The 13,257-nt window shown below is 54.4% G+C and carries 10 protein-coding genes; all 10 read left to right on the top strand.

What is annotated here, in order from left to right; all coding sequences use genetic code 11:
* Window positions 1-126: 126 nt before the first annotated feature.
* The 10 genes from D7Z26_RS06025 to D7Z26_RS06070 all read left to right on the top strand — a co-directional run bounded on the left by D7Z26_RS06025 (window position 127) and on the right by D7Z26_RS06070 (window position 13,076).
* Window positions 127-909 carry an SDR family NAD(P)-dependent oxidoreductase gene (locus D7Z26_RS06025; protein ID WP_120975163.1) on the top strand — a complete coding sequence of 261 codons (783 nt, stop codon included), beginning with the start codon at window positions 127-129 and terminating at the stop codon, window positions 907-909.
* 26 nt (window positions 910-935) lie between these two features.
* On the top strand, window positions 936-2,684 hold the full coding sequence (locus tag D7Z26_RS06030; protein ID WP_120975164.1) for a DEAD/DEAH box helicase: 1,749 nt from the start codon (window positions 936-938) through the stop codon (window positions 2,682-2,684).
* A 149-nt stretch (window positions 2,685-2,833) separates the two neighbouring features.
* Window positions 2,834-4,285, top strand: coding sequence for a sensor histidine kinase (locus D7Z26_RS06035; protein ID WP_158602212.1), 1,452 nt, complete (start codon window positions 2,834-2,836; stop codon window positions 4,283-4,285).
* Window positions 4,282-4,971, top strand: coding sequence for a response regulator transcription factor (locus tag D7Z26_RS06040; protein ID WP_120975166.1), 690 nt, complete (start codon window positions 4,282-4,284; stop codon window positions 4,969-4,971). Before D7Z26_RS06035 ends, D7Z26_RS06040 begins: the two co-directional genes overlap by 4 nt.
* Window positions 4,968-5,498, top strand: a complete 531-nt coding sequence (locus D7Z26_RS06045) for a hypothetical protein (protein WP_120975167.1) — start codon at window positions 4,968-4,970, stop codon at window positions 5,496-5,498. Before D7Z26_RS06040 ends, D7Z26_RS06045 begins: the two co-directional genes overlap by 4 nt.
* A 211-nt stretch (window positions 5,499-5,709) precedes the next feature.
* Window positions 5,710-7,524 (top strand): assimilatory sulfite reductase (NADPH) flavoprotein subunit, encoded by a 1,815-nt coding sequence (locus tag D7Z26_RS06050; protein ID WP_120975168.1) that lies wholly within the window; start codon window positions 5,710-5,712, stop codon window positions 7,522-7,524.
* A gap of 35 nt (window positions 7,525-7,559) precedes the next feature.
* Entirely contained in the window at window positions 7,560-9,281 is a 1,722-nt protein-coding gene (cysI, locus tag D7Z26_RS06055) for an assimilatory sulfite reductase (NADPH) hemoprotein subunit (protein ID WP_120975169.1), read from the top strand.
* 214 nt (window positions 9,282-9,495) lie between these two features.
* Window positions 9,496-10,734, top strand: coding sequence for an S-layer homology domain-containing protein (locus D7Z26_RS06060; protein WP_233566667.1), 1,239 nt, complete (start codon window positions 9,496-9,498; stop codon window positions 10,732-10,734).
* Window positions 10,735-10,984: 250 nt separating this feature from the next.
* The gene (locus D7Z26_RS06065) at window positions 10,985-11,773 is read left to right on the top strand and encodes an ABC transporter ATP-binding protein (RefSeq protein WP_120975170.1); all 789 of its coding nucleotides are present in this window, start codon (window positions 10,985-10,987) and stop codon (window positions 11,771-11,773) included.
* Window positions 11,766-13,076: an ABC transporter permease gene (locus tag D7Z26_RS06070; protein ID WP_158602213.1), complete on the top strand. Its 1,311-nt coding sequence runs from the start codon at window positions 11,766-11,768 to the stop codon at window positions 13,074-13,076. Before D7Z26_RS06065 ends, D7Z26_RS06070 begins: the two co-directional genes overlap by 8 nt.
* Window positions 13,077-13,257: the final 181 nt, after the last annotated feature.

Below are 13,257 nucleotides of genomic sequence, written 5' to 3' on the forward strand. Positions count from 1 at the left end.
ACATACGATATCGTATAGCAAGCAAGACCGCCCCGGCAGGGGCTTTTTTCATGATTCGGAAACGATATCGTTTCACGCCATGCGGATTCGGCTCCGCTGCGCTTATTTCCTCCAAGGAGGGTAATGATGAGAGTAACGTTACGGAACAAGGTGGTGCTCATTACCGGAGCATCCAGCGGTATCGGCGCATTGGTCGCGAAGCTGCTGGCCGAGCGAGGCGCCATTCCGATCTTGACGGCGCGTTCGAAGTCGAAGATGCAACAGTTGTCCGCAAAGATCGAGGGGGAGCATGCCGTCTTCGAGATGGATGTCACCTCGGAAGATCAGGTGCGCGAGGTCGTCTCGCAAGTGCTCCGACAATACGGTAAAATCGATGTATTGCTCAATAACGCGGGGTACGGCGAGTTTATTCCTTTCTCCGAAGCTGCGCTTGCGCATTTCGAAGGCATGATGGACGTGAATTACATGGGTACGGTGCGTTGCGCGCATGCGGTGCTTCCTTCGATGCTCCAATCGGGGCAGGGACATATCGTTAACGTTGCTTCGATGGCCGGCAAGCTGGCTACCGCCAAGTCGACGGGATACGCCGCGACCAAGCATGCCGTTCTCGGCTTCACCAATGCGTTGCGCCAAGAGCTTAGAGGTTCGGGCGTGCAGGTTTCCGCCGTAAATCCGGGTCCGATCGATACGCCGTTCTTCGATCGCGCGGATCCTCAAGGGACGTACGTAAAAAACGTTCGTTGGCTCATGCTGGATCCGGACAAGGTCGCCAAGGCGATCGTATCCGTCATCGAAAGAAGAAAGGCCGAGCTGGATATGCCTTGGACGGCTTCCGTCGGCGTGAAGATCATGCAATTGTTTCCCCGCGCGAGCGAAGCCCTTTTCGGGCGGTTCATGAATAAGAAATAGGCAAGTTCAGATAAGGGGTTGGAACGATGGGGTTCATCGAATTGGGTTTAAACGAGGTACTCGCCGAGAAACTGGCGGCCTCCGGAATAGCGGAACCTTCCGAGGTGCAGAAACAAGCATTGCCGGCGTTGATCGAAGGCAAGGACGGAGTTATCGTATCGCCGACGGGAACGGGCAAGACATTGGCATATTTACTCCCTTTGCTGCAGAAGATCGACGGCACGCGCAAGGAAACGCAAGCGCTCGTGCTGGCGCCGACGCAGGAGCTGGCGATGCAAATCATGCGCGAAGCGGAAGCTTACGGACAACCGCTCGGCATTAAAGCGACGGCGCTGATCGGCGGCGCATCGCTTGCGCGCCAGTTGGAGCGGATGAAGGGCAAGCCCGCGTTAATCGTGGGCACGCCTGGGCGCGTAAGGGAAGTCGCAAGCACGCGTAAGCTAAACCTGCACGCGGTATCGTTCGTCGTCGTCGACGAGACGGACCGTATTTTCTCGCTCGGCGGCAAGAGCGACGTGGAAAATCTATTAAAGCAATGCTCCCGCGATCGTCAAACCGTCTTCGTCTCGGCTACGCGCTCGCAAGCGATGAAGGAAGCGGAGAACAAATGGCAGCGGGATCCTTGGGTGTCCGACGTGACCGAGAAGGAAAACGAGAACGGTCTGTCTTCGACGCTTCAACACTGGTACTTCCTGACGGATCGCCGGGAGAAAATCGATCTGATCCGCAGAATCGTTCGTCATATGAAGCCTTCTTCCGCGCTGTTGTTCGTTAACGATACGGAGAAAATCGGAGAGCTGCTCGCAAAGCTTCGCTTCGAAGGCGTCTCCGTCGACGCATTGTACGGGGACACGAGAGGGCAGGAACGCGGCGAGGTCATGCAGCGCTTCCGCCAAGGGCGGACGAAGCTTCTGATCGCGACCGACGTGGCCGCGCGTGGGCTGGACCTTCCCGGACTGCCGCTCGTCATCCAGTATGAGCCGGCGCTGGACGCGGACCACTACGTTCACCGTTCGGGCAGGACGGCAAGAATGGGGCGCGAAGGCACGTCGATCACGTTGATCGCGCCGGAAGAACGCTTTATTATCGACAAGCTCGAGAAGCAGTTGAAGATTGAAATTCAGCCGCGGACGCTGTACGAGGGCAAGGTCGTTACGTTGGAAGAAAGCGACGCGAAGAGAGGGCAAGCCTTGGAGCGGAAGCCAAAGCTGGAATGGAAATCGAAGGCGGAATATTTGGCGTCTTTGCAGCCGGAGTCGCCTAAGGCCCCTTCGACTTCATCCGCCGAGGCTTCGAAGACTCCGCGTAACACGAGCGGAACCCGAAGTGATACCCGGCGCGATTCCCGAAGCGTTTCACCTAGCACGGAGAGAGCACCGAGGACGGAGGGCAAGTCCGTGCCGAAGACGACCGCGCAAACATCGTCGAGACCGTCTTCGCAAGCTCCCGCAAGGACGACAACAAGGCCTTCCGCGAAGTCGTCGGTAAATCCGCCGTCTGCGAACGCCGATGCAAGGCCTTTGACCGCGGGTTCTCCGGCAAAGCCGTCCGCGAAAGCCGCGACGAGAACCGTCAAGCCTGACGGTAAAAGCGCGAGCGATACGGAAGCGCAGACGCAAGCTAAACCGCAAACTAAACCGGTCGCGTCCGCCAAATCCGCGAAACCGGCGAAAACCAAAACCGACCGGGCGCGCGACCAGAAAAACAAAGGCGCTCCGAAATGGCTGAAAGAGAAAAGAGAGTCGGCTACTTCTCCAAGCGATCCGAAACAATAAAAGCCCTATTCAAAGCCCTGGACACTGTCCGGGGTTTTGCGCGTTATTCGGAATAGATAGGTTTTCTGCGGATTTTATGCTTTTTTTAGAATCGGTTTAGAGGAAGTTTACACGTTCGTTCTACAATGGAAGGGAAGGGGGTTAGCCGTATGTCCATACGCACCAAGCTTTTGCTTTCTTATATCGCGATGATCGTCGTTCCGTTGGTCTTGTTCGGTATTTCCGTCGCCTTGACGGCATCGCTGTTTTTCCGGGATTTCGACCGCGGCAAACTATCCGCTCCCGAAGGGAACAAACGGTTCCCGGCCGCGGCGGTCGGACAATGGTTCGGGGAAAGGGAAGAGATCTTATCCGGACTTAAATTCGTCGCGCGGTACGATCCGGCGTTGATGGACGATCCGACGTTCGTCAAGGAAACGGAAGACAGACTGTCCGAATTCGGAGCGGGCATCGTTATCGCATACGGTCAAGAGACGAAGCATTATTCCCCGGGTCTGGATGCGACGGCGCTTCTAAACGGAAATAAAGGCGCTTATTCGGTGGAAGAGATCGATTTCCGGCTGAAGGACGGAAGCGAAGGCAGGCTGTTGGTGGCGTCGGACGGAGAACCCGCGCAATCTTTCTTCCGAAAGTTCGTGCCGACGATTATGCTTATCTTATTTGGCGCGCTCGCGCTGACGAACGGCTTGCTTACTTATCTTGTTTCCAGGAGCATCATTAAACCTCTGAACGCTCTGAGGAAGGCGACGGAGAACATACGCGAAGGGAATCTGGAGCATCCGCTCGACTTGGGGCGCAAGGACGAGATAGGACAACTGGGAGCGGCATTCGAAGAGATGAGAATCCGGTTGAAGCAATCCATCGGCGTTCAATTGCAATTGGAGGAAAACCGGAAGCAACTGCTCGCGAATATATCCCATGACCTGAAGACGCCGATCGCGGCCATTCAAGGCTGCGTGGATTGTTTGCGCGACGGCGTGGCGGATTCCGAAGAGAAGCGAGACAAGTACGTCGGCATGATCGGGAAAAAGACTTCCGACATGGATCGGCTTATCGAAGAGCTGACGTTATTTTCGACGTTGGATATGAAGAAGCTGATCTTTCATTGGGAAAAGATCGACGTTAACCGTTATTTGGAGCAGACGGCTGAGGAACTGCGGTTAGATCCAAGGCTAAGCGGAATTCAGGTGAACTACCAGTACGCCGGAGGAACGGCTCCGATCTATATTCATGCGGATCGCAGGAAGCTTCAACGGGCGCTCTTGAACGTTGTCGACAATAGCCTCAAGCATATGGATAACGCCGGCGGGAGACTCGACATTATATTGCAAGACGGGGAAGCGAATATCCTGATTACGATTGCCGACAACGGGGAGGGCATTCCCGAGGAGGCCATGCCTTATATTTTCCAGAAGTTCTACAGGGCGGATCGTTCCCGGAATTCGGGGACGGGAGGAAGCGGTCTCGGACTAGCTATCGTTAAGCAAATCATCGAAGAGCATGGCGGGGAAGCCGGCGTCCGAAGTACGGGCGATAAGGGTACGGAGATCGCATTCAAACTGCCTAAGCTCATTCAGGATCGGGACGGAGGAGACGAATGAAACGAATCTTGATTATCGAAGACGATCCGATCATCGCGGAGGTACAACAGGATTATTTGTCGGCAAACGGCTTTACGGTAGAAGTCGCGGATCGGGGAGACGTCGGCCTGGAGATGGCCATGCGTGGGGAATACGATCTGTTGTTGCTTGATTTGATGCTCCCGCATACGGACGGCTACGAGATTTGCCGGCAAATCCGGAAGATCAGCAACGTACCTATTCTAATCGTGTCCGCCAAAAAAGAAGAAGTGGACAAGATCAGAGGTTTCGGACTCGGCGCGGACGACTACGTCCTTAAGCCTTTCGGCTTGGGAGAACTCGTAGCCCGCGTGAAAGCGCACTTAGCGAGATATGACAGGCTGGTCGGCAGCGGGGAATGGCGCAAGGACGAAATTCGACTTCCGGGCATCCGCGTTGACAAGAAATCGCGAAGAGTATTCGTCAACGAAACCGAGATTTCGTTGACGGCGAAGGAGTACGAGTTATTGCTTTTTATGGTCGCGCATCCGAACCGGGTATTTCGCAAGGAGGAGCTATTCGAACGGATCTGGGGGTTGGAGGCGAACGGCGATCACGCTACGGTGACCGTGCATGTTAGCAAGTTGCGCGACAAAATCGAAAGGGATCCCTCGAGGCCGCAATATATCGAGACCGTATGGGGCGTGGGATATAGGTTTAACTTATGAAAAAGCTGACGTTAAACGGCAGAAGAACGTTGCTTGTCGCGCATTTGCTTTTCGTCGCCATTTTATTCGGCGTCCATGTTATTTTGCTGACTCTGAGTTTGACGGCTGCGATGACGAATGACGAAGCGGTGCTGAAAGCTTGCTATACGGTCATGCATCTCTTGGCGAACACCAGCGTTCGCGCTTCGACGATCGGCACGGTCGTATCGGGCGTATTGCTCTCGATGTTCACGACATGGGGCTTATTTAAGTATTACTGGGTCGTCGCGAAGGAGATTCTTACCGTATTCGCGATGATCATCGGGTTGTACGGGATTTATCATTGGACGCTGCAAGGAGTAAGGATCGCGGACGAGTACGGCATGTTATCCCCGGATGGCCACTCGTACGACTCCAATCTCGTGAAATTGATCGTCGGCATCGTTTTCCAATTAATCTTCTTGATCGCGATGTATTTGCTTTCCGTGTGGAAGCCGGGAGGGAAAATCGATCGAAAGCCACGCAGCTACAGGGGAGGAACGAAATAATACGTGATACCGAAAGATGAAGAACCCATCGTTTCAGGGGTCTTCATCTTTCATTATTTTCGACTTATTGTTACATCTTATAAATGCTATAAAATCAATTGTCTTGTTACTCCGGGCATGGCGTGATAAGTTAAGATCGACAATGTCGTAAATGGATATCAGAATGATCGGGATATCTTTTTAAGCTAAGCGAGCGAGGTGCGTAGAGTTCATGCTTCAAGTTACGAATAGCCCTTTTCAACAAGATCAAGTGGAATTGCTTAATCGTTTGTTGCCTACGCTGACGGATGGACAGAGAAATTGGTTGAGCGGTTATCTGGCAGCGCTTCAAAGCACGGGAGCGGGAGCGGTCGCGCCGCAAGGAGCATCTGTTCCGCAGGCGCCGTCAATCCCTCTAGAAGCGACGGTGCTTTTCGGGTCGCAGACAGGAAACAGCCAGAAGTTGGCGAAAAAGCTATCGGGCAAGCTGCAGGAGCAGGGTTTCCAGGTTACGCTGTCATCCATGATCGACTTCAAGCCGAACGGGTTGAAGAAGATCAAAAATTTGTTCGTTCTCGTGAGCACGCACGGGGAAGGAGATCCGCCGGATAACGCGATTTCCTTCTACGAATTTTTGCATGGCAAGAGAGCGCCCCAGCTGGAAGAGATGTCTTTCTCGGTGCTGGCGTTAGGCGATACTTCATACGAGTTTTTCTGCAAAACGGGCAGGGATTTCGATCAACGTCTGGAAGAGCTAGGCGCCAAGAGATTGGCTCCACGCGTCGACTGCGACGTAGATTTCGACGAGTCGGCCGAACAATGGATCTCTAGCGTTCTCGAAGCCGTAAGTCGGTCTTCGGCGGGCGCTCAAGCTCCATTAGCCGTTACTTCCCAATCGGTGTCCGGAACGCAAGCATCCGAATATTCCAGATCGAATCCGTTCCAAGCGGACGTGCTGGACAATTTGAACTTGAACGGGCGCGGTTCGGACCGGGAAACTCGCCATTTGGAAATCTCGTTGGAGAATTCGAATCTTCAATACGAACCCGGCGACAGTCTAGGCGTCTATCCGCGCAATCATCCCCGACTCGTCGACGAACTGATCGAAGCGTTGGGATGGAACGAGGACGAACTCGTACCGCTTCCGAAGAGCGCGGAAGAGCGCTCCCTTAAGGAAGCGTTGACCGGCTACTACGAGATTACGGTGCTGTCTAAACCGCTGATCGAGCATATGGCGGAGCTTGTCCCTACCAGCGGATTAAATCATCTTCTTGCGCCGGGCCAGGAGCAAGCGTTGCGAGAGTACGTCAAAGGACGCGACTTGCTGGATCTCGTCCAAGATTACGATCTTAATGGAGTGACGGCCAAGTCCTTCGTATCCCTATTAAGAAAAATACCGGCCAGGCTTTATTCGATATCCAGCAGTCCGAAAGCTTATCCGGACGAAGTGCACCTGACGATTCGCAAAGTTCATTACGAATCTCACGGCAGAGTTCGATACGGCGTATGTTCATCATACGTCTCGGAGCGGCTCGAACCGGGACAAACGTTGCCCGTATTCGTGCAGGAGAACCCGAATTTCAAGCTTCCGGCTAATCCGGATACCCCGATCATCATGATCGGTCCGGGCACGGGCGTCGCCCCGTTCCGCGCCTTCCTGGGAGAACGGGAGGAGCTTGGGGCCGAGGGAAAATCCTGGTTATTCTATGGAGACCAGCACTTCTCCTCCGACTTCCTCTACCAGATCGAATGGCAGCGCTGGCTGAAAGACGGCGTGCTGACGCGCATGGATGTCGCATTCTCGCGCGATACGGATCGGAAGGTATACGTGCAGCATCGGATGTTGGAGCGTAGCAAAGAGCTCTATCAATGGCTGCAGGACGGAGCCGTCGTCTACGTCTGCGGAGACGAGAAGAAAATGGCGCATGACGTTCAGGCCGCGTTAATCGCGATTCTGAAGCAAGAAGGCGGCCTCGGCGACGAGGAAGCGACGGCATATCTGACCCAGATGCAACAGGATAAACGTTATCAGCGGGACGTTTACTAAGACCGGATAAGAAGAGAAGGCAAGGAGGCGGAAGCATGTCCGAAAATCATTTATTATCGCAGAACAGCGCGCCACATAGCGATGTAGAGGCGATTAAGCGCAGAAGCGATTACTTGCGGGGAACATTGAACGAGTCGCTACTGGATCAGATCACGGGCTCGATCTCCGAGGACGACAACAGGTTGATGAAGTTCCACGGAAGTTATATGCAGGATGATCGCGACGTACGCAACGAACGCAACAAACAAAAGCTGGAGCCGGCTTATCAGTTTATGGTGCGGGTTCGGGCGGCAGGCGGCATCGTCACGCCGGAACAATGGCTCATGATGGATCGAATCGGGCAGAAATATGCCAACGGTACGATCCGGTTAACGACCCGACAATCTTTCCAGTTGCATGGCGTCATCAAGTGGAACATGAAAACGGTCATCAAGGAAGTTAACGACGAGTTGCTCAGTACGCTCGCCGCTTGCGGCGACGTAAACCGCAACGTCATGTGCAACCCGAATCCGTACCAGTCGGAAGTTCACGAGCAGGTGCAGGAATGGGCGCAAAAGGTAAGCCAGCATCTCGATCCGCATAGCCGCGCCTACCATGAAATCTGGCTGGGCGAGGAGAAGGTCGCGGATAGCCGCAACGGGGAAGAGCAGGAGCCGATCTACGGTCCGGTCTATCTGCCGAGGAAGTTCAAGATCGGCATCGCCGTTCCGCCGGCCAACGAGGTAGACGTATTCTCCCAAGATCTGGGCTTCATCGCCATTCACGAGAACGGTCGCCTGCTCGGCTTTAACGTCGCGGTCGGCGGAGGAATGGGCATGACCCACGGAGATACGAAGACGTATCCGCAAGTGGCCCGCACGATCGGGTTCATCACGCCGGAGCAGGCAATCGACGTCGCGGAGAAGACGGTCATGATCCAACGGGATTACGGCGATCGCGCGGTGCGGAAGCATGCGCGGTTCAAGTACACGATCGACGATCGGGGCATCGAGTGGTTCGTGGAGGAGTTGCAACAACGGCTTGGCTGGAAGCTGCAAGAAACCCGCGCGTATCATTTCGATCATAACGGCGATCGTTACGGCTGGGTGAAAGGCAGCAACAACATGTGGCACTATACGTTGTTCGTAGAGAACGGCCGGGTCAAAGACGAAGATGGTTACTTGCTCATGACAGGGTTGCGCGAGATTGCCCAAATTCATTCGGGAGATTTCCGATTGACTCCGAACCAGAACCTGATCATCGGGAACGTTCCGGAGAAGAAAAAGAAAAAAATCGAGCAGCTTATCGAGAAACACGGGTTGAGCGACGGTGCCGCGTACTCCGCGTTGCGAAGAAATTCGATGGCTTGCGTCTCGCTTCCGACTTGCGGAATGGCGATGGCGGAGGCGGAGAGATATATGCCGACGCTGCTTGGCAAGCTCGAAACGGTGCTGGACGAAGCGGGCTTGCGCGACGACGAGATCGTCATGCGGATGACCGGTTGTCCGAACGGCTGCGCCCGTCCGGCGCTGGCCGAAGTATCGTTCATAGGCAAAGCTCCAGGCAAGTACAATCTGTACTTGGGCGGAGGGTTCGCCGGACAAAGGCTGAACAAGCTATATCGCGAGAATATCGGCGAGACCGAAATTCTCGACGAATTGCGGCCGATCTTAAACCGCTACGCGAAGGAGCGAACCGAAGGCGAGCATTTCGGGGATTTCTGCATTCGCGCCGAGTACGTGAAAGAAGTTCATTCGGGACTGGACTTTCATTCCTAATCGAAATAAGCAACACGAATCGTTATATTTCGATTCTGAATCTCGGGACCTCCGCTTAGCCGGATCGTCCCGAGATTTTTTCTGTGCGGGCATCTTCTAGAACTTTAGGCTTATTTTACCTCTAGGACCCTCTCATATCCGAGTACTCTTTCGAATGGTATAAGCGTACGGGAATTATCCGTGACTACTTTGCTAAGAAGGAGAGATGTTCCTCATGAAAAAGATGAAACCTATGTTGAAGAAAACCGCCGCGGCAACGCTCGCGCTAACGATGCTGGTGGGAGGCACGACGGGAGTAATGGTTTCCGCGCACGACTCCGACAATAAGAAGCAGAGCTCTTCCCACGACAAAAAAGACGACAAAAATAAGGGTAAAAACAACAACGGCAAAATCACGATCAACCTCAACTTCAGGGATCTGGACCAGAAAGAATGGAAATGGGCATACGATCACATCATCCGGTTAGCCGCTCAGGGCGTGTTCAACGGATATGAAGACGGCAGCTTTAAACCTAAGAACAACATTACGCGTATCGAAGCGCTAGTAGCCGCCGTTCGTCTGCTCGGACTGAAAGACGAAGCGGAAAAGCCGGAAAACATGAACGCGAAGCTGAACTTCAAAGACTTCGACCAGTTGAAGAAAAAATACGGCTGGGCTGTCGGATACGTTACGGTAGCGCTCGAGAACGATCTGTTCTCCGAGAACGATACGATGATTCAAGCAGAAAAACCGGCTAACCGGTTATGGGCATCCGTATTGCTCGTTAAGGCGATGAAGCTGGAAGCCGAAGCGAAGAAAAAGATGGACACGGTATTGCCGTTCCGCGACGCAAAAGAAATTCCGGCGGGCTCGGTGGGCTATATTGCCGTCGCACTGGAGAAAAACCTGATCACCGGATACAACGACAACACTTTCCAGCCGAACCGTCCGGTTACGCGCGCGGAATTGGCGGCATTGCTTGACCGCGTCGATCAACAGCTCCCGAGCGATCAGAGCGCCCAAGCGATTACGGGTACCATTCAAGGGATCGCCGGAGGAAATCTGACGATCAAAAAGGGCGATAACTCGACGGTGACCGTACCGGTGGATGCAAACGTGTTTATTTTCCGCAATAACGTGAAATCCCCCGTGTCGTCGTTGCAAGCCGGAGACGAAGCGTTCGTTCGTACTTTCCAAGGCAAAGCCGTGTTCATCGAAGTTACCAAAAACGCGGCGACTCCGGCATACACGTTGACGGATTTCGGCAAAGTCGGCTCGTTTACTTTCAGCGCCCAGGGCAAGATAGCCACGATCTCGATCTCGAAGGAAGTAAACGGCACGCTCCAGACGACCATCTATAACGTGGACGCGAACGTAACGATTTCCGGCAATTCCGGAGTGCTATCTCCGAACTTGAACATTGTCGTCAAAGGCAACAATAACGTCGTGCAGGTCATTGAAATTCAAGCTTAAGCCATACTTATAACCGAATAGCAGTGCCAGACCCGAAAAACCCGAACCGTAACACCCGAACCGTAACACCCGAACCGTAACACCCGAACCGTAACACCCGAACCGTAACACCCGACTGAAGAACCCAACTTTGCCAGGAAGCCTTCGATCCCGCCTATATGCGGCGCTCGGAGGCTTCTTTCTTTGTGTCGGGCACTTTCGCCCGCTATAATAAAAGGAAACAAGCGGGAATCGCTTAGGAGGAGAACGGATGGCTGCACGACAAGAAAACGCGGATAAACCGGCGCTTCTCATGAAGGAGCTAACGGGCGGCTACAGTCAGCGCAGACCCGTGCTGCACGGCATGTCCGTCACCGTTTATCCCGGAGAGATGGTCGGGTTAATCGGATTAAACGGCGCCGGGAAAAGCACGGCGATCAAACATATTCTCGGGTTGATGGTTCCGCATAGCGGCGAAGTACGCGTCGCGGGAGTGACGCTGGAGGAAAACCGCGATAAGTATCGCGCTTCGACCTCATACGTTCCGGAGCAGCCCTCGTTAATCCCCGGACTTACGGTGAAGGAGCATTTGAAATGGACGGCGATGGCCTATCAATTAGAGCAGGACGTAGCGTATGAGCGAATGGAACAGCTGGCGCGAACGTTCCGGATGACGGAAGCGATGAACGCCATGCCGGAGACGCTGTCCAAAGGGATGAAGCAGAAAGTCATGTTAATGAACGCGCTGCTCGTTCGTCCGCCGTTGCTCATTATCGACGAGCCGTTTCTCGGGCTAGACCCGTTAGCGATTCGCGGTCTGCTAGAGGCGTTGGAGGATGTTCGCGCGGAGGGGAGCGCGATACTTCTGAGCTCGCATATTCTTTCCGCGTTGGAGAGACGGGCGAATCGGCTAGTCGTTCTTCATCGCGGACACCTGATCGCCGAAGGAACGCCGCGCGAAGTGAAGGCGCAAGCAGGCTGCAACGGCCCGGATTCGACGTTGGACGATGCTTTCGAGGCATTGGTCGCGTCAGCGGAAGGAGGCGTGCCGCTTGGTTGACCGTCCGCGAGAAGAGCAGACCGGCTTCTTGCGTACCCTCCGCCAAAGTCGCGCCGCCGCGTTTCGCAACGAAATTTTTCCTCATTTCCGTTACGTATTCCAGAGTGGCTTCGGTTTATTCGTATCGGCGATTTTCTTCTCGGCATTAGTGTGGTACGTGGATCTGATCAAGAACGTGCCCGCGGAATGGCTTTCGGGCATCGTCGGGATTGCCCTGATGTGGATGATCTCGATAAGAGCGCCGCTACGCACGTACTTGCAGCCGGCCGATCCGATCTTTCTTTTGGCAATGGAAGGGCAGGTGCGGCGCTCTTACATCGATCCTGCCCTGAGGAAAGCGATCGTGACGGCGGTGCTTCGCGCGGTAGCGGTATTCTGTCTATACGCGCCGATCTACGCGCGGGCGCCGAAGACGGCGGATATCGCCGGAACGCATCCGGCCCTCGTTGTCGGGGCGTTACTCGCCATCGTCGCCGGATGTAACGTTTATGGCGGTTGGCGCGAACGCAAGCCGGCTTTCAGCTCATGGCGTCTCGGTCTGCGGTTGGTTAGGTGGCTGTTATCGGCCATTGCCATCGCCGCGATCCTGCTCAAACCGCTCCTGCTGGCCGTACCGCTTCTGATTTTGTGTATGGCCGTAATGACGCTGCTCTGGAGGTTACCCGCGCAGCACGCCTTGCCATGGGACAGGCTGATCGAAGAAGAAGCAGGCTCGCGTCGTCGTTGGATGTCATTCCTCGGGTGGTTCGTGGACGTACCCTCGGAACAGTCCAAGCCGGCGAGGCGGCGTTGGATTGCCTGGGCAGCCGATTTGTTGCCTTGGCAGCACGGTCGTTCATGGCATTACCTCTATGCCAAGGTTTTCTTACGCGGAGAAACTTTCGGAGCTTTCTGGCGATGGCTATTGTTAGCGGGGATTATTATGATCGTGTCGGGAAATGCTTTGGCAGATGCCATTATTTATGGAATTGCCATCCTCATTATCGGTTTGCAACTGAGTGAGTTAAGAAGGGTAAGTTTCGTCGAAACGGCTGCAACCCTTCCGATCGCGCCCGAAGGTCGCCTTGTCGCCGCTGCGGCGATCGCAAGAGCTTCGGGTATTGCCGCGGCGCTGTTCCTTGGATTGGTAGGAATAGTAACGGCAGGAGTAGGCGCTAGCGGTGGAGCGGGAACTTCCGATACCGGAGCGGCGAGCGTTATCCATCTGGACATCTGGGTACCGTTAATTGCTGCTGGCTTGCTCTGGTGCGGCTGGTGGATGCCGAGAAAGATAGCCAAATTTGCGGATGAAGATGACTTGTAGGTAGGAATACGACTTTGCTGCGGGTTCATCGTATCGCGAGCGAGACGACTTCGGCGAAAACATGTTCCGCAGCCTTAAGATGATTTTCATCGCAAGCGCGGCCAATGTAGCGAGTTTGTATGCCACCCAAATTGGCGAAGGTGTATAACATTGGCATAACGCCGAAAAAGGCAGTTCCACA

Origin of the sequence: Cohnella endophytica (assembly GCF_003628305.1) — a bacterium.
Lineage (GTDB): Bacteria > Bacillota > Bacilli > Paenibacillales > Paenibacillaceae > Cohnella > Cohnella endophytica.